This window comes from Streptomyces anulatus, from assembly GCF_000721175.1.
GTDB classification, from domain to species: Bacteria; Actinomycetota; Actinomycetes; order Streptomycetales; family Streptomycetaceae; genus Streptomyces; species Streptomyces anulatus_C.
In genome coordinates, this window is the sequence record NZ_JOEZ01000001.1 from 338,455 (window position 1) to 355,923 (window position 17,469).

Here is a 17,469-nt window from a genome sequence, read left to right on the forward strand (position 1 = left end):
TCGGATGTAAAGATTGGTGTGCGGATGCACAGGTCCTGCTTACAGTGGCCCGACGTGTTGTGGGAAAAGCTGACCGCAGACACGTGCACAGCGGATTTCTTGCCGAACGCCGACTGGATGCCGAGTGGAACCGAGGAGTAAAGAGCTGTGAGCACCGAGAACGAGGGCAACGAGGACCGCGCGGTACCGGCCGTGCCGTCCGTTCCGTCCGCACCTCCCGTGCCGGCCGACGCTCCTGGACCGGCGACCGAGGGGGCCACGCCTCCGTCGCCGGCGGCCCCGGCCCAGGACACCGCGCGCGAGACGGCGCACGGTGCGGCACACGACCCGGCGCAGGAGACCGCGCGCCTTCCTGTGCACGACACCGGCGCGGCGGGGACCGCAACGGGTGCCCCCGGCGCGGGGGCACCGGCACCGGGAGCCCCGGCGCACGCCGAGGCGCCGCGCCACGACCCCACGCACCAGGGCTCCCCGGCCTCCCCGGCCACGCCCACGTACGCCCAGGGCGCGCACCCGACGCCGCCGCAGCCTCCCCAGCACTCCCCGTACGGTGCGGCGCCCGCGTACGGTGCGGCGCCCGAGGTTCCCGCGGGCGCCGCCTCCTGGCCGCCGCCCCCGCCCGCCGTCCCGTCGTACGCCGGCGGGGATGCCGGTCACGCGTCCGGCGGTAGCGGCGACGGCAGCGGCCACGGCCCGGTCTGGGGCGCTCCGGTCCCGCCCGGTTCCGAGTCCCCGGGCGGAAAGAGCGGCAGGGGCCGCGGCAGCGGTCTGGTGGCGGCCGTGGCCGTCGCGGCGCTCGTCGCGGGCGGCATCGGCGGCGCCCTCGGCTACTGGGCGGCCGACCGCAACGACGACGGGACCTCCGGCGGCTCGACGACCATCTCGGCGTCGGACACCCCGAGGGACCTGAAGCGCCCGGCGGGCACGGTGGCCGGGGTCGCCGCGAAGGCGCTCCCCAGCGTGGTCACCATCGACGCGCAGGGCGGCGACGGCGAGGGCGGCACGGGCACCGGCTTCGTGTACGACAAGGAAGGCCACATCCTCACCAACAACCACGTGGTGGCCTCCGCCGCGGAGTCCGGCGAACTGTCGGCAACCTTCTCCAACGGCAAGAAGTACGCCGCCCAGGTGGTCGGCCGGGCGCAGGGCTACGACGTGGCCGTACTGAAGCTGAAGAACCCGCCGTCAGGCCTCGCCCCGCTGCCGCTGGGCAACTCGGAGAGCGTGGCCGTCGGCGACTCGACGATCGCGATCGGCGCGCCCTTCGGCCTCTCCAACACGGTCACCACGGGCATCATCAGCGCGAAGAACCGCCCGGTGGCGTCCGGGGACGGCTCCAGCAACAAGAACTCGTACATGAGCGCCCTGCAGACCGACGCATCGATCAACCCGGGCAACTCCGGCGGTCCGCTGCTGGACGCGACGGGCGCGGTCATCGGCATCAACTCCGCGATCCAGTCGACCGGCGGCGGCCTCGGCCAGTCCCAGGCCGGCTCCATCGGCCTCGGCTTCGCGATCCCGGTCAACCAGGCCAAGAACGTCGCCGAGCAGCTGATCAAGACCGGCAAGCCGGTCTACCCCGTGATCGGCGCGACGGTGACGATGGAGGAGAAGACGGGCGGCGCGGCGATCTCCGCCGAGGGCGCGGGCGGCACCCCCGCCGTCACCCCGAACGGCCCGGCGGCCAAGGCGGGCCTCAAGGCGGGCGACGTGATCACGAAGTTCAACGACACCGTGATCGACAGCGGCCCGACCCTGATCGGCGAGATCTGGACCCGCAAGCCGGGCGAGAAGGTGACCCTGACGTACGAGCGCGACGGCAGGACGGCCACGGTCGAAGTCACCCTGGGCCAGCGCGAGGGCGACAGCTGACCGGCTAGGCTGTCCCACGCGTCGAACCGGCCCCACGCGGGCCTGACGGCCCATCGGCTTGCACAGCGACCGGACCGCCGACGCGGGGTGGGTTGCCCGAGCGGCCTAAGGGAACGGTCTTGAAAACCGTCGTGGCAGCGATGTCACCGTGGGTTCAAATCCCACACCCACCGCAGGTGCAAGGCCCCCGACCACGAGATTCGGTCGGGGGCCGCACGCGTGTGCCTCGTACGCCGGGGTGGAGAACCGCTGTCGTGGCGATACGGGAGACGGCCTTGCGGTGGAAGACGCCGGTGGGGTCGGGGGGCTTGGCCAGGGTGCCGAGGCCCGCGAGGGCCTGGGGCTGATTCTTGCCCGGAGCCGGCAGCGGATGTGGGCTGTTCGCATCGGGCTGCCGAACCCCTCAGCTCGTCCGCCTCCCGCCCCGCCCTGCGCCTCAGGCCGCGCCGTCCGTCTCCCCGCCCCGCCCCGATGTCAGCCGTGCCGCCGATGCGATCGTGGCGCGGGCCTCGTGTTCCGGCAGTCCGGTGCGGACGGCGGCGGCGGTGAGCGCGTCCGCCAGGGCGTCGCCGAAGCCGTGTTCGTAGGCGCGGCAGGCCGCCCAGAAGAGGCGGGTGTTGCGCTGGCCCTCGTGGGCGGCGAGCACGAACTGGATCAGGCCCTCCCCACGGCGGGCTTGGGTGTGCGTCGTGCCCGCGGCGGCGGCCGTGGGTGTGCGGCGCGGCAGGGTGAGGAGGCGGAGCAGGGCGCGGGGGCAGGGTGCCGGGGTGAGGCGGGCGGTGCCGGGGGCCAGGCGGTAGCGGCCGTGGGCGGTGACCGAGCCGGGGCCGACCAGGTAGCCGCCGCTGCCGCGGATGTCGATGCCCGGGGCGAGGCGGCCGGCGGAGTTGGGGACCGTCGCATCGGCGGGGCCGGTCAGCCAGAGGTGGCGGCCGCCGCTCGGGGTGAGCACCGTGACGGTCGGCGGGATGGTGAACAGGTGCTGGAGGGCCAGCTGCCGGAGCGCGCCCGCCGAGTCGCTGCGGTACGCGGGGTCGACGTCCAGGTCGATGCCGATGAGGCGGTGCGGGGCGCGTCCGCAGGCGATGCCGTAGCCGGTGGCCCGGGGCGCGGCGGCGAAGAGGGCGCGGAGGGCCGCTGGGTCGGTGGTGGCGTCGTGCACCCCGTGTCCCGGCAGTCCGCACTCGCCCCGGCAGTGTGCAGACGGCTGCTCGCCCCGGTGCGGCGAGCGCAGCGCGGGGAGCTTGGTGGCGGAGAGGGGGAAGACGGGGAGGCCGTGCTCGGCGGCGGCCAGGGCGTGGGCGAGGGCCAGGGTGGGGGTCTGCCGGTCGATGGTGGCCATGGATTTATTTTCGTACATGAGTTCGAAGAAAGGAAGGGGGGAGGTGGGGGGTGGGGTGGAGGTGCCCGGGAAGGGGCGGGTGGCGGAACGCTTCTCCCCGAGCGCCCCAAGGGGCGTCGGGTACACCTCGCTGACCTGGGCTTTCGTGCGGCATAGGAGGTTTATCGGCTCTTCTTCATACGTGAGGGGGAATCGGGCGGTGGTGAGGGGTTCGTCGGGGATGTGCTGGGCAGCTCTGGTCTCGCGACGTTGTGAACAGCACCGGGGTGGTCGGCCAACTCCCCCGGGACCAGTCGAATATGAAGCCGCAATTCCGTTTCCTGGAGGAAATGACATGGCAAGCATCCGTACCGCTCGCGCCCTCGCCGCTGTCGCCGCCGCGCCCCTGACGGTCGCGCTCTGCGGCGGGGTCGCCATGGCGGACAACGGTTCCTTCGCGAACGACGGATCGAACGCGGCGGTGGCGACGGTCGGCGGCAGCGGTGTCGGCGGCGACAACTCCGGCAACTCGTCCACGACCCAGCAGCAGGCCGTCGGCGCCGGCGCGTCGAACCAGAACACGTCCGCCCAGGTGAGCGACTCGGCCTTCGTGCCGATCGACCAGTCAGACCACAGTGTCGCGGTGAACTTCACGCCCTTCTTCTGGTGATCCTCCCCAGGAGGCGCGATCGTCGGGACCTCCCGGGGGGTGGGTCCCGATGCACTGAACGGCAGCCTGTACGAAAGCACTTCGGTGTCCTCGTGCGGGCTGCCGCCGTCTTGACAGTGGGCCATATCTGACGGACAGTCAGAAACGTTGGAGCGTGGCGCGGACAGCGGACAGCGGGCAACCGCCGGTCGCCGGAATGCCGGGACCCGGTCGGTAGCGCTCCGGCATTCTGATTCCGCAGCTCTGGAGGCCCCTCCCGTGCATCTCGCTCCGACGGAACGCCAGCAGCGGCTCCGGGCCGAACTCCGTTCGTATTTCCGTGCGCTGATGTCCGAAGTGGGGGACAGCCGGAAGGACGGGGACGGGGAGGGGGGCGAGGACAGCGGCGGGGGCAGGGGCGTCGGGCTGGACGTGGGCGAGCAGCGGCGGCTGCTCCGCCGGATCGGCGCCGACGGCCTGCTCGGTCTCGGCTGGCCCGAGGAGTACGGCGGCCGGGGCCGGGGCCCCGACGAGCAGTTCGTCTTCTTCGACGAGGCGTACCGGGCCGGCGCCCCCGTCTCCATGGTCACGCTCAACACCGTCGGCCCGACGCTGATGGCGTACGGGACCGAGGAGCAGAAGGCGTACTTCCTGCCCCGCATCCTCGGCGGTGAACTCGTCTTCACGATCGGCTACAGCGAGCCGGAGGCCGGTACGGACCTGGCGGCGCTGCGCACCCGTGCCGTGCGGGACGGCGACGACTGGGTCATCGACGGCCAGAAGATATTCACCAGCAACGCCCAGCGGGCGGACTGGATCTGGCTCGCCTGCCGTACGGACCCCGAGGCTCCCAGACACCGGGGCATCTCGATCATCCTGGTGCCCACCGACGACCCCGGCTTCTCCTGGACGCCGATCGAGACCGTGGGCGGGCTGACCACGACGGCCACCTATTACGACGGCGTGCGCGTCCCCGCCACGAACCTCGTCGGCGCCGAGAACGAGGGCTGGAAGCTCATCACCAGCCAGCTCAACCACGAACGCGTCGCCCTGGCCGCCATCGGCATGCAGGCCGAGGACTTCTACGAGGAGGCCCTCGCCCATGCCCGTACCCCCGACCCCCTGACCGGGCGCCGCCGGATCGACGAGCCGTGGGTGCGCGCCCGGCTCGCGGAGGCGTACGCCCGGCTCGCGGCGACGCGCCTGCTGAACTGGCGGCTGGTCGACGCCGTCGGCGCCGGCGCACCGGCCCCCGGAGAGGCCAGCGGGGTGAAGTTCGCGGGCACCGAGAGCGCGGTCGAGGTCTACCGGATGTGCCAGGAGGCCGTCGGGGACACCGCCCTGCTCCGCGCCGGTTCTCCTGGCTGTTTCGGGCCCGGCGGGGAGCTGGAGCGGATGAACCGCGCCGCGCAGATCAACACCTTCGGGGGCGGCGTCGGCGAGGTGCAGCGCGAGATCGTCGCGACGGCCCGGCTCGGGATGACCCGGGGCAAGCGATGAGCGGGCGGGAGCACGAAGGGCCCGGTCAGGAGAGCGACGCGTTGTACGCGCAGCTCAGCGCCTACGAAGGCCGCGCCGCCGCCACCGCGGGCCGGGGCAAGGATCCGGTCAACGCGCCGATGATCCGGCACTGGTGCGAGGCGATGGGCGACACCTCGGCGGCCTACCGGGGGCCGGACGCCATCGCCCCGCCGACGATGCTCCAGGCCTGGACGATGGGCGGGCTCTCCGGGCACACGGGCGGCGCGGACCGTACCGACGGTGCGGACAGCCCGGGCCGTACCGACGGCGCGGGCGGTACGGGCCGCACCGCGACGTACGACGAGATGTTCGCCCTGCTCGACGGGGCCGGCTACACCTCCGTCGTCGCGACCGACTGCGAGCAGGAGTACCTGCGGCCACTGCGCCCCGGTGACCGGATCACCTTCGACACGGTCATCGAATCCGTCTCCCCGCGCAAGACGACCAAGCTCGGCACCGGCTACTTCGTCACGACCCGCACGGACGTCCGTGCCGACGGCGAACCGGCCGGTACGCACCGCTTCCGCATCCTCAAGTACCGCCCCGCGCAACGGGAACAGACGGAGCGGGAACAGACGGAGCGGGAACGGACGGCACCGAATCACGCGGCACCGAATCAGGTGGCACGGAACCAGGCAGCGGCGCAGGAACCGCCCCTGCGTCCCCGGCCCGTGATCAACCGCGACAACGCCGGGTTCTGGGAAGGCGTCGCCGAGCACCGGCTCCTCATCCAGCGCTGCACCGACTGCGCGACCCTGCGTCTGCCCTGGCTGCCCGGCTGCAACGCTTGCGGCGGCGCGGAATGGGACACCGTCGAGGCGTCGGGCGAGGGCACGGTCTTCAGCCATGTCGTGATGCACCACCCGCCGTTCCCCGCATTCAGCCCCGCCGGTGAGGGCGGGCCGTACGCCGTCGCGCTGGTCGAACTGGCCGAGGGCGTCCGCATCGTCAGCAACGTGATCGGTGTGCCGTACGACAAGGTCCGCGTCGGCATGCCCGTGCGCCTGGAGTTCCTCGTCACGCACCCCGACCTGGAACTGCCGGTCTTCCGGTCGAGCGAAGGCGGTTGAGATGGACTTCACCCCGAGCGAGGAGCAGTCCGCCGCGCAGGGTCTGGCCGCGCGGATCTTCGGCGACCTGTCCACGCACGAGCGGCTGGTGGCGGCCGGTACGGGCACGGACGCGGAGCTGTGGAAGGAGCTGTGTGCGGCGGGGCTGCCCGGCGCGGTCGAGGACGTCGGGCTGCTCGGCCTCGTCCTGCTCCTGGAGGAACAGGGCCGGACCACCGCCCAGGTCCCGTTCGCGGCGACCTGTGTGTACGGGCTGCTCGCCGTCGCCGGGCACGGCACGGCGGAGCAGCGCGAGCGCCTGCTGCCCGGTCTGCGCGACGGTACCAAGGTCGCGACGGGCGCGTTCCCGGCGCCGGGCGGCGTACACGCGTCGGACGGTGTGCTGCACGGGGCTGTGCCCTGGGTGCCCTGGCTGCGCGACGCCACCCAGGTGCTGGTGGCGGACGCCGACCGGGCCCTGTGGATCGTCGGGGCGGGCGCGCCGGGCGTCGCCGTGCTGCCGGTGGAGACGACCGCGCCCTGGGCTGCGGGGCGCCTCGCTCTCGACGGCGTACGCGGGGAGCGGCTCGGCGAGGGGCCGGAGGCGTACGCGGCGGTCCTCGCCACGGCCCGCACCGCCTTCGCCGGACTCCAGGCCGGGGTGTGCGCCGGCTCGCTCGCGCGGGCCGTCCGCCACACCGCCACCCGCGAGCAGTTCGGGCGCCCGCTCTCCACCAACCAGGCCGTCCTGCTCCGCGCCGCCGACGCCCACATGGACACCGAGGCGATCCGGGTCACCGCGTACGAGGCGGCCTGGCGGCGGGACCGGAAACTGGACCACGGAGCACAGGCGTTGACCGCCGCATGGTGGGCGTCGGAGGCGGGCAAGCGGGTCGTCCACGCGGGCCAGCACCTGCACGGCGGCACCGGGGCCGACCTGGACCACCCGGTACACCGGCACTTCCTCTGGGGCCGCCAGCTCGACGCTTACCTCGGCTGCGGCAGTGAAGTCCTCCAAGAGCTGGGCCTGTTGCTCGCGGGCAGCCGTCAGGAGGACGCGTCGTGACGCCGGCCCACAGCGTCGGCGACGAGCTGCCGCCCCTGGAGATCCCGCTGACCCGGACCCTGATCGTCGCCGGGGCCATCGCCTCCCGCGACTACCAGGACGTGCACCACGACGCGGACCTCGCCCGGGAGAAGGGCTCCCCCGACATCTTCATGAACATCCTCACCACCAACGGGCTCGTCGGCCGCTACATCACCGACCACTTCGGCCCCTGCGCCGTCCTCCGCAAGGTCGCGATCCGCCTCGGCGCCCCCAACTACCCTGGGGACGTCATGCGGTTGACCGGCCGCATCACCGAGCTGGCCGCCGGAGAGCCCGTCGAAGCGACGGTCCGGGTCACCGGGGACAACGGCATCGGACGCCATGTCACCGGCATGGTCACGGTGACCCTCCCGCAGAAGGGCGGTGGTGGAGCATGAGCATCCGCAGGGCCGACTCGCTCGGCGGGAAGGCGGCGATCGTCGGTATCGGGGCCACCGAGTTCTCCAAGGACTCCGGCCGCAGCGAACTGAAGCTGGCCGTCGAGGCCGTCCGCGCCGCCCTCGACGACGCGGGACTCACCCCCGCCGACGTCGACGGGCTCGTCACCTTCACCATGGACACCAGTCCCGAGATCACCGTCGCGCAGGCGGCCGGGATCGGCGAGCTGTCGTTCTTCTCCCGGATCCACTACGGCGGCGGCGCGGCCTGCGCCACCGTGCAGCAGGCCGCCCTCGCGGTGGCGAGCGGGATCGCGGACGTCGTCGTCTGCTACCGGGCCTTCAACGAGCGCTCCGGCCGCCGCTTCGGCTCCGGCGTCCAGCGGCGCGAGCCGACCGCCGAGGGCACGGCGCTCGGCTGGAACCTGCCGTACGGGCTGCTCACCCCGGCCTCCTGGGTGGCGATGGCGGCCCAGCGCTACCTGCACGCGTACGGCCTCGACCCGGAGGTCTTCGGGCACGTGGCGGTGGTCGACCGGCGGCACGCGGCGCGGAACCCGGCGGCGTACTTCCACGGGAAGCCGATCACGCTCGCCGACCACGCCGAGTCGCGCTGGATCGTCGAACCGCTGCGGCTGCTCGACTGCTGTCAGGAGACGGACGGCGGCCAGGCCCTCGTCGTCACCAGCGTGGAGCGCGCCCGCGACCTGCCCCGCCCGCCCGCCGTCGTCGTCGCGGCGGCGCAGGGCGCGGGCCGCTCGCAGGAGCAGATGACGAGCTTCTACCGGGACGGGCTGACGGGCCTGCCGGAGACCGCCGTGGTCGCCCGGCAGCTCTGGAGCAGCTCCGGACTGACCCCGGCCGACATCGACGTGGGCATCCTCTACGACCACTTCACCCCGTTCGTCCTGATGCAGCTGGAGGAGTTCGGCTTCTGCGGGCCCGGGGAGGCAGGGGCGTTCGTCGCGGCGGACGTCCTGCCCCTGAACACCCATGGGGGTCAGCTGGGGGAGGCGTACCTCCATGGGATGAACGGCATCGCGGAGGCCGTCCGGCAGATCCGGGGCACCTCGGTGAACCAGGTGGCGGGGGCGGCGAGGTCGCTGGTCACGGCCGGTACGGGTGTCCCGACGTCGGGTCTGGTGCTCGGCGCGGACGGCTGAACGGCGGTGTCCGGCGTCCGGGGTGTCCGGGGGCTCCCGGGGCTGGACCCTGACGGTCGCGCCGAGGCCCGTCCACCTTCAGGAGGTGCAGGGTGTACGCCCCCTACAACCTGAGGCGGACGGCGCTTCGGGACCTGGGGGCGATCCCCTCGGCGGTGCTCGCTCCTAGCGTTGAGTACATGACCACGCCAGTCTGCACGGGCGCCTCCAGGGCGGCCTCCGCCACCGCCGCCGGCCACCCCCACGCGCCCTACGCGTCGTTCTCCTCGTACGTACGGGCCCGGGGGCCGGTCCTGCTGCGTACCGCGCGCTCGCTCACCGCGAACCCGTGCGACGCGGAGGACCTGCTGCAGACCGCGCTCGCCAAGACGTACGTCGCGTGGGAGCGGATCGAGGACCACCGGGCGCTGGACGGCTATGTGCGCCGGGCCCTGCTGAACACCCGCACCTCGCAGTGGCGCAAGCGCAAGGTCGACGAGTTCGCCTGCGAGGAACTGCCCGAGCGGGAGACCCTCCCGGCGCCGGACCCGGCCGAGCAGCAGTCGCTGCACGACGCGATGTGGCGTGCGGTGCTCAAGCTCCCGGACCGCCAGCGCGCGATGGTCGTCCTGCGCTACTACGAGGACCTGAGCGAGGCCCAGACGGCGGAGGTGCTCGGCGTCTCGGTCGGTACGGTCAAGAGCGCCGTCTCCCGCGCCCTCGGCAAGCTCCGCGAGGACCCGGAGCTGATGCCGGTCCGCTGATCCGGACGGCCCGGTACGCTCCGCCGCAGGGCCCCGGACAGGAATTTTCTCCCGTGAGTAGTGACATACCGCGTGGTATGTGCGCAGAATCAGCGGAACCTTACTGCCGCGTAGCGCCTACCGGGAGGACGCCGTGCTGAGCACCATGCAGGACGTACCGCTGACTGTCACCCGCATCCTGCACCACGGGATGACGATTCATGGGAAGTCGCAGGTCACGACCTGGACCGGCGAACCCGAGCCGCACCGTGTCACCTTCGCCGAGATCGGCGCGCGCGCCACCCGGCTGGCCAATGCGCTCCGCGACGAGCTGGGCGTCGACGGCGACCAGCGGGTGGCCACGCTCATGTGGAACAACTCGGCCCATGTCGAGGCCTACCTCGCCATTCCCTCCATGGGGGCCGTGCTCCACACCCTCAACCTCCGGCTGCCGCCCGAGCAGCTCGCCTGGATCGTCAACCACGCGGACGACAAGGTGGTGATCGTCAACGGCTCGCTGCTGCCGCTCCTCGTGCCGCTGCTGCCCCACCTGCCGAGCATCGAGCACATCGTCGTGTGCGGGCCGGGGGACCGCTCGGGTCTCGCCGGTGTCGCGCCGCGCGTACACGAGTACGAGGAACTGATCGCGGACCGCCCCACCACGTACGACTGGCCGGAGCTGGACGAACGCCAGGCCGCGGCCATGTGCTACACCTCCGGCACCACGGGCGACCCCAAGGGCGTCGTCTACTCGCACCGCTCGATCTACCTGCACTCGATGCAGGTCAACATGACCGAGTCGATGGGACTGACCGACAAGGACACCACCCTCGTCGTCGTGCCCCAGTTCCATGTGAACGCCTGGGGCCTGCCGCACGCCACGTTCATGAGCGGCGTCAACATGCTCATGCCGGACCGCTTCCTGCAGCCCGCCCCGCTCGCCGACATGATCGAGCGCGAGCGCCCGACGCACGCGGCCGCGGTCCCCACCATCTGGCAGGGCCTGCTCGCCGAGGTCACCGCCAACCCGCGCGACCTCACCTCCATGGCCAACGTGACCATCGGCGGCGCGGCCTGTCCGCCCTCGCTGATGGAGGCGTACGACAAGCTCGGCGTCCGGCTCTGCCACGCCTGGGGCATGACGGAGACCTCGCCGCTGGGCACCATGGCCCACCCGCCCGCCGGGCTGAGCGACGAGGAGCAGTGGCCCTACCGGGTAACCCAGGGCCGTTTCCCCGCCGGGGTCGAGGCGCGGCTGGTCGGCCCCGGCGGCGAACGCCTTCCGTGGGACGGCGAGTCGGCCGGTGAGCTGGAGGTCCGGGGCCCCTGGATCGCCGCCGCCTACTACGGCGGGGCCGACGGCGAGCACCTGCGCCCCGAGGACAAGTTCAGCGAGGACGGCTGGCTGAAGACCGGCGACGTCGGCGTGATCAGCACCGACGGCTTCCTCACCCTCACCGACCGGGCCAAGGACGTCATCAAGTCGGGCGGCGAGTGGATCTCCAGCGTCGAGCTGGAGAACGCGCTGATGGCCCACCCGGACGTCGCGGAGGCGGCCGTCGTCGCCGTGCCGGACGAGAAGTGGGGCGAGCGGCCGCTCGCGACCGTCGTGCTCAAGGAGGGCGCCGCGGAAACCGACTACGAGGCGCTGAAGTCGTTCCTCGCCGAGTCGGGCATCGCCAAGTGGCAGCTGCCGGAGCGCTGGTCGGTGATCGACGCCGTGCCGAAGACGAGCGTCGGCAAGTTCGACAAGAAGGTGATCCGCAAGCAGTACGCGGAAGGCGAGCTGGACGTCACCCAGCTCTGACCCTTCGGGCTCTGACGCTTCGAGGTCTGACGCTTCGGGCTCTGACGCTTCGGGCTCTTCGAGCCGCACGTTTCACGTGAAACAGGGCGGGGGCGGTACGGGATTCCCGTGCCGCCCCCGCCCTGTCGCTGGCGCGGTCAGTTGGTGCCGATCTTCGCCAGCAGGTCGACGATCCGGGACTGGACCTCGTCGCTGGTCGATCGTTCCGCCAGGAAGAGGACGGTTTCGCCCGATGTGAGCCGAGGCAGCTCCGCAGGGTCCATCCCGGCCGAGGTGTAGACGACCAGCGGGGTGCGGTTCAACTGCCCGTTGGCCCGCAGCCAGTCGATGATCCCGGCGCGCCGGCGACGTACCTGCATCAGGTCCATCACCACGAGGTTCGGCCGCATCCGGCCCGCCAGGTCGACGGCCTCGCTGTCCGTCGCGGCGCGCGCCACCTGCATTCCGCGCCGCTCCAGGGTCTGCGTCAGCGCCACCGCGATCTCCTCGTGCTCCTCGATCAGGAGCACCCGCGAGGGATGCTGCTCGCTGTCGCGCGGGGCCAGCGCCTTGAGCAGGACGGCCGGGTCGGCTCCGTACGCCGCTTCCCGGGTCGCCTGTCCCAGACCGGCGGTGACCAGCACCGGAACCTCGGCCGCGACGGCCGCCTGGCGCAGCGACTGCAACGCGGTACGGGTGATGGGGCCGGTCAGCGGGTCGACGAAGAGCGCGGCGGGGAACGCGGCGATCTGGGCGTCGACCTCCTCGCGGGAGTTCACGATCACCGGACGGTAGCCCCGGTCGCTGAGCGCCTGCTGGGTCGGCACGTCGGGTGCCGGCCAGACCAGCAGTCGGCGCGGGTTGTCCAGCGGCTCGGGCGGCATTTCGTCGTCGACCGGGTGCGGGTGCGGACGGTTGGCCACCTCGACCGCGCCCCCGGGCCCGTCGAGCGGCTCGGGCCCCTCGGCCCCCTCGTCGGGTGCTCCTATGGCGTACGCGCGCCCCTCCGCGATGGGCGGCGCGAGTAGCTGCCCCTCGCCGTAGGCGCCGGGCCCGCCCTGTGCCGGCTGACCCGGTTGGCCGGTCTCCTGCGCCGGGCCCTGGGGCGGGGCCGGGTTCCGGTTCGGGTTCGGGTTCGGGGGAGATCCGGGCACGGAAACGGGCGCGGGAGTGCCCGGCCGTTCCTGCTGGGGCGGGGCGTGCTGGCCGCCGGCGGTCGGGGCCGGGGCGCGGTCGCCCTCCGGCGGGGCGGCGAGCTTGCGCCGCCGGCCGGCCCCGCCCAAGCTCTGATGCGGCTGGTTCTGCGGGTGCGCGAGGTGCTGGGCGAACGGCACGCCCTGGCCCAGCGTCCGCACGCTGAAGGCCCTGCCCTGCGTCGAGTCGGGGTTGCTGCCGTCCGGCATCGGCTCCTCGGCGGGCAGCGGCTGCCGCCGCGCGTCCGGGGCCGTGCCGCCCGCGTCACCGTCGGCCGGGTGCGCGACGGCGGCGACGCCGGTGGTGTGGGCGGTCTGCCCGGTGTCGCCCCAGGAGGCGCTCTCCGGCGCCGGGCCCGGAGCCTGCGGGAGGCCGCCGTCGGGCGGGCCGGGAAGGTGGTGCGGACCGGGAGCGGCCGGGAAGCCCTGCCCGGAGGTTCCGTCCGCCTGCGCGCCGGGGTGCGCCGGGGCGACGGGGTGCGCCTGCGGAGGCGTGTGACCGGCCTCCGGTGCGGTTCGCGTGTGGTGCCCGGTCGCCTCGTCACCGGGGCCCGCCGGGGCGTCGGGGGCGATCGGCGCCCGGTCCGCGTCGGCCGGCGGCAGGGCGAAGGCCGTCCGCGGACCGGTTTCGGCGGCGGTGCGCTCCTGGGCGGCGGCCAGCGCGCGCCGGGCCCGCCGGCCTCCGGGCTGCTGGCTTCCGGGCTGCTGGGCAGGCTCCGCGCCCGGGTGGCCGCCGCTCCCGCCGCTTCCGGACGCGAGGGCGGGGAGGGCGAGGTTCTCACCTTCCCGACGGGCCCGCCGTCCGGCGGGCGGAACGGGCTGCTGCGGGTCCACCGGGACGCCCTGGGGCGGCACGGTCTGCCCGAGCTGCGGACGGCCGCCGCCCTGGGCGTTCTCCGCCGCGGTGACGACCGAACCCTCGGAGGGTGCCGAGGAGGACGCCGCGGACGGGGCGGAGGTCAGGGCCAGTGCCTGACGCTGCGGTGGCTGAGGCTGCTGCTGTGCAGAGCCCCCGGTGTCCACCGGAACCGCGCCCGCGCCCGGGGCCTGAGCCTCGGCCGGGCTGGGACGGCCGCGCCGCCGCCCGGAGCCCTCGCCCTGCTGGGCGGGGATCAGTTCGGGGGCCTGCTGCCCCTCGGGCGCGGCCGGTCCACGGCGCGCCCGCCGCCGCCCGGTCGGCTCGGCGGCCGGACGGTCCTCCGGAGCGGGAGCAGGAGCGGCAGCGGGTTCGACAGCGGCAGCCACGGCACCGGCCTCGCCACCGCCCGTGCTCTCCGGCGTACCAGGCGTACCACCGGGGCTGTCCAGGAACGCGTCGGTGGAGGACCTGCGCGCCCGGCGCCGACCGCCACTGGTGACGCCCGGCGCTCCAAGGCCTTCGGGCGACGAGGACGCGACGGGTGCGGGCTCCGGCAGCGGGGCGTTCCCGTCCGCCTCCGGGGGCGCGATCGTGCCGGAAGCGGCGCCGACGGGCAGGTCGAGCACGTACGCGCTGCCGCTCATCCCCGGCATCTCGTGCGTCTGGAGGACCCCGCCGTGCGCCCGGACGATGCCGCGCACGATCGGCTCGTGCACCGGGTCGCCCCCGGCGAACGGCCCGCGCACCTCGATCCGCACGACGTCACCGCGCTGGGCGGCGGCCACGACCACCGTGGAGTCGACATAGCCGCCCCCGGGCGCGGCCCGGGTCTTGCCGGTCGAATCGACACCGCAGACGTCCGCGACGAGATGGGCGATGGCGGTCGCCAGCTGACGCGCGTCGACCTCGGCCTCGATCGGCGGGGCGTGCACGGCGAACTGGGCGCGCCCGGGCCCGATCAGCTCGACCGCCCCGTCGATCCCGCCGGTCACGATCCCTTCGATCATGGCGGGGACCTTGTGCAGCCCCTCCACGCCCGTGTCGAGGCGCTGGTAGCCCAGCACGTTGTCGACGAGGGTGGTCATCCGGGCGTACCCGGCGGCCAGGTGGTGCAGGATCTGGTTCGCCTCCGGCCACAGCTGACCGGCCGGGTCGGCGGCCAGCGTGGACAGCTCGCCGCGCAGCTCCTCCAGGGGCCCGCGCAGTGAACCGCCGAGGACGGCGGTGAGCTGGGAGTGCCGGGCGCCCAGGGAGGCGAGCAGCTCGGCCTGTCCCTCGACCTCGGCGGCGTACCGCTCGGTCCGGTCGGCGAGCTCGGTGGCGTGGGCCTCCTCCAGCGCCTCCAGTTCGGCGGCGTGCGCTTCCTTGAGCGCGGTGACCTCGGCGGAGTGGCTCGTGGTCAGCTCGGCGACGACGCTCTTGTGCTGGGCGGACAGCTCCTCGTACGGCCGGCGGTCGGTGAACGTCATCACCGCGCCGACGAGCTGGTCCCCGTCGCGTACCGGCGCGGTCGTGAGGTCCACCGGCACCTGTGCGCCGCTCTTGGACCACAGGACCTGCCCGCGCACCCGGTGCTTGCGCCCCGACTTGAGGGTGTCGGCGAGCGGGGAGTCCTCGTACGGGAACGGCTCGCCCTCCGCCCGCGAGTGCAGGATCAGCGGGTGCAGCTCCTGGCCGCCGAGGTCGCTGGCCCGGAAGCCGAGGATCTGTGCGGCGGCGGGGTTGACGAGGACGACGCGCCCGTCGGTGTCCGTGCCGACGACGCCCTCGGAGGCGGCCCGCAGGATCATCTCGGTCTGGCGCTGCGAACGGGCCAGCTCCGCCTCGGTGTCGACGGTGCCGGAGAGGTCCCGCACCACGAGCATGAGCAGCTCGTCGCCGGTGTAGCTGGAGTGGATGTCGTTGTACGCGGCCTGCCCGCTGTCGAGGGTCGCGCTGGTGACCTCGACGGGGTACTCGCGCCCGTCGGTGCGCCGTGCGGTCATCCGCGTCGGCTTGGTCCTGCCCTGCTCGTCCGCAGCCTCGGGCCGGCGCATCGAACCCGGGATCAGCTTGGAGTCGAACTCCGGCAGCAGATCGAGCAGTCCGCGACCGACGAGCGCGGTGCCCGGGGTCTCGAACATCTCGAGTGCGATGGCGTTGGCGTTGACGACCGTGCCGTTGCAATTGACGAGCAGAAGCCCGTCAGGAAGGGCATCGAGTATGGCTGCGAGGCGAGCAGTGCCTCGGGATGGCCTGCTGCTCACGACGACGCTTCCTCCCTGATTACCGCACCTTGCCGACAGCGGGCCCCATCTTGCCCCTCGGGCGGCAGACTGTCACGGGAGGAGTCTAAGGGCAGGGGAGGCCCCGGGGGCGGCGGATGAGGGGGAGCTCTCACCAAGGTTCTGTGCGCGGGGTGTACGCCGCGGGCCCATGACGTGAGCGTCCGCGCACCCCGTGACGTGCGCGGACGCGCGGCGCGACGCTCCATCCCGGGCACCGGGGAAGCACCCCCGGCCCTCGCCCGGGCGAACGCCTTCACGCCGTGACCGACGGACTATCGAACATCCGGGAGCACCGGCACGAGGCTGTTCCAGCGCGCGATCTCGCATCCGTCGCGGCGGCTCGCGGTGGTGTCCACGGCCCGGCCCTCCCAGGTGCCCACGATGCGGGCGGTGGCGTCGCCGCCGTGGATCATCGTGCACATCGTGCCCTCGGGGGTCGCCCGGAACAGCTCCTGCCGCCCGGCCCGGGTGGCGCCGGCCTCCGCCAGCCGGTCACAGGCGGCCTGCCCCCGCGGGTGGCTGCCCCCGGTGGGTCCGCACTCCAGCTCGAAGGTGCCGTCGGCCCCGGCGACCCCGGTGTTCTCGACGCTCACGGTGAGCCGCGTCAGCACCTCGTCGGCCTCACCGGAGCCCGTGCCCTGCCCGCCGTCCAGGAACCCGGGCAGCGACGGGACGGGCAGGGGGAGCGGCCCGAGGGCGGGCCGGGCGGCGGCGAACGGGCCGGTGGTGGGCACGGCGGAGAGCACCGGACCGGAGGACGCGGGCCCGGAGGCGGTGGCGATGGACGCCGGCACGGCGGTGGCGAGCGCGGCGAGCGAGACGACGGCGGTGAGGGCGAGACGGCGCGGCATGAGGAAGCTCCAGGATCTCTGCGGCACGGTCGGCCACGGCGGCCACGGACGGACTCGGGCCCGCCCCGGCACGACGGCTGACGGACGGCTGACTGGCGACGACGACTGACGAAAGACCGCGGTCCCCACCCCTCTCTAACGCGCGCCACGCCCGGACGTTGCGCCACCACGCCGAACTGCTTTGCCCTGGCCCCCGGAGGCCTAGTAACGTGAGCGGCGATTGGTGGCACGGCGCTCGACTGTGTCATCATCTGCACGCACCACTCGCGTCCGCGCGAGCAGTGTGGAGGAGGCGTCGCCTAGTCCGGTCTATGGCGCCGCACTGCTAATGCGGTTTGGGTCTTAAAGCCCATCGAGGGTTCAAATCCCTCCGCCTCCGCTCCATCCCGAAGCCCCGTGCCCCTGGCGCGGGGCTTCGGTCGTTCCGGGGCGCGCGAGGGCGCGGAGGGTGAGCCGGGGCCGGTCGGGGAGGGTGGCCGAGAAGGGCCTCAAGAGGCTGTTTCCGCAGGTCGGCAGCGGTGCGGCTAATGGATTTCGCGTCACGGCGCAGGTCATGTAATGTTGTTCTCGCAACGCCGACCGGGAAGAAAAAGCCCGGAACGCCAAGCACTCGTAGCTTAACGGATAGAGCATCTGACTACGGATCAGAAGGTTGCAGGTTCGAATCCTGCCGAGTGCACAGCAGGCCAGAGGCCCCCAGGAGAAATCCCGGGGGCCTCTCGCGTTCTCTC

At 73.2% G+C, this 17,469-nt stretch carries 12 protein-coding genes and 3 tRNA genes; 12 read left to right on the top strand and 3 right to left on the bottom strand.

Annotated features, from left to right (window positions below):
* Window positions 1–147: 147 nt before the first annotated feature.
* Together IG90_RS0101540 and IG90_RS0101545 are read left to right on the top strand one after the other, a co-directional pair.
* Window positions 148–1,872: a S1C family serine protease gene (locus tag IG90_RS0101540; RefSeq protein ID WP_030576183.1), complete on the top strand. Its 1,725-nt coding sequence runs from the start codon at window positions 148–150 to the stop codon at window positions 1,870–1,872.
* Between the two features lie 86 nt (window positions 1,873–1,958).
* Window positions 1,959–2,045: transfer RNA gene (locus tag IG90_RS0101545), tRNA-Ser, on the top strand.
* Window positions 2,046–2,308: 263 nt separating this feature from the next.
* On the opposite strand, the gene IG90_RS0101550 is transcribed toward IG90_RS0101545, so the two are convergent.
* Window positions 2,309–3,214, bottom strand: a complete 906-nt coding sequence (locus IG90_RS0101550; protein ID WP_030576186.1) for a bifunctional DNA primase/polymerase — start codon at window positions 3,212–3,214, stop codon at window positions 2,309–2,311.
* A 334-nt stretch (window positions 3,215–3,548) separates the two neighbouring features.
* On the opposite strand from IG90_RS0101550, the gene IG90_RS0101555 reads away from it, so the two are divergent.
* The 8 genes from IG90_RS0101555 to IG90_RS0101590 all read left to right on the top strand — a co-directional run bounded on the left by IG90_RS0101555 (window position 3,549) and on the right by IG90_RS0101590 (window position 11,589).
* Window positions 3,549–3,863, top strand: a complete 315-nt coding sequence (locus IG90_RS0101555) for a hypothetical protein (RefSeq protein WP_030576189.1) — start codon at window positions 3,549–3,551, stop codon at window positions 3,861–3,863.
* Window positions 3,864–4,121: 258 nt separating this feature from the next.
* Window positions 4,122–5,342 carry an acyl-CoA dehydrogenase family protein gene (locus IG90_RS0101560; protein WP_030576193.1) on the top strand — a complete coding sequence of 407 codons (1,221 nt, stop codon included), beginning with the start codon at window positions 4,122–4,124 and terminating at the stop codon, window positions 5,340–5,342.
* Window positions 5,339–6,433: a bifunctional MaoC family dehydratase N-terminal/OB-fold nucleic acid binding domain-containing protein gene (locus IG90_RS0101565; protein WP_051859883.1), complete on the top strand. Its 1,095-nt coding sequence runs from the start codon at window positions 5,339–5,341 to the stop codon at window positions 6,431–6,433. The genes IG90_RS0101560 and IG90_RS0101565 overlap by 4 nt, the downstream gene beginning before the upstream one ends.
* 1 nt (window position 6,434) lies before the next feature.
* The gene (locus IG90_RS0101570; RefSeq protein ID WP_030576199.1) at window positions 6,435–7,478 is read left to right on the top strand and encodes an acyl-CoA dehydrogenase family protein; all 1,044 of its coding nucleotides are present in this window, start codon (window positions 6,435–6,437) and stop codon (window positions 7,476–7,478) included.
* Window positions 7,475–7,897 (top strand): MaoC family dehydratase, encoded by a 423-nt coding sequence (locus IG90_RS0101575; protein ID WP_030576203.1) that lies wholly within the window; start codon window positions 7,475–7,477, stop codon window positions 7,895–7,897. Before IG90_RS0101570 ends, IG90_RS0101575 begins: the two co-directional genes overlap by 4 nt.
* The gene (locus IG90_RS0101580) at window positions 7,894–9,060 is read left to right on the top strand and encodes a lipid-transfer protein (RefSeq protein ID WP_030576206.1); all 1,167 of its coding nucleotides are present in this window, start codon (window positions 7,894–7,896) and stop codon (window positions 9,058–9,060) included. The genes IG90_RS0101575 and IG90_RS0101580 overlap by 4 nt, the downstream gene beginning before the upstream one ends.
* Window positions 9,061–9,239: 179 nt before the next feature.
* Window positions 9,240–9,803 carry a SigE family RNA polymerase sigma factor gene (locus IG90_RS0101585; protein ID WP_030576209.1) on the top strand — a complete coding sequence of 188 codons (564 nt, stop codon included), beginning with the start codon at window positions 9,240–9,242 and terminating at the stop codon, window positions 9,801–9,803.
* A 133-nt stretch (window positions 9,804–9,936) separates the two neighbouring features.
* Window positions 9,937–11,589, top strand: coding sequence for a long-chain fatty acid--CoA ligase (locus IG90_RS0101590; RefSeq protein WP_030576211.1), 1,653 nt, complete (start codon window positions 9,937–9,939; stop codon window positions 11,587–11,589).
* A 137-nt stretch (window positions 11,590–11,726) separates the two neighbouring features.
* On the opposite strand, the gene IG90_RS0101595 is transcribed toward IG90_RS0101590, so the two are convergent.
* Both IG90_RS0101595 and IG90_RS0101600 read right to left on the bottom strand, forming a co-directional pair.
* Window positions 11,727–15,866: a hybrid sensor histidine kinase/response regulator gene (locus IG90_RS0101595; RefSeq protein ID WP_030576213.1), complete on the bottom strand. Its 4,140-nt coding sequence runs from the start codon at window positions 15,864–15,866 to the stop codon at window positions 11,727–11,729.
* Window positions 15,867–16,159: 293 nt separating this feature from the next.
* Window positions 16,160–16,738 carry an SSI family serine proteinase inhibitor gene (locus IG90_RS0101600; RefSeq protein ID WP_030576216.1) on the bottom strand — a complete coding sequence of 193 codons (579 nt, stop codon included), beginning with the start codon at window positions 16,736–16,738 and terminating at the stop codon, window positions 16,160–16,162.
* A 288-nt stretch (window positions 16,739–17,026) separates the two neighbouring features.
* Here IG90_RS0101600 and IG90_RS0101605 point away from each other — a divergent pair.
* Together IG90_RS0101605 and IG90_RS0101610 are read left to right on the top strand one after the other, a co-directional pair.
* Window positions 17,027–17,117 (top strand) — tRNA-Ser (locus IG90_RS0101605).
* 227 nt (window positions 17,118–17,344) lie between these two features.
* Window positions 17,345–17,417: transfer RNA gene (locus IG90_RS0101610), tRNA-Arg, on the top strand.
* The last annotated feature ends 52 nt before the right edge of the window (window positions 17,418–17,469 follow it).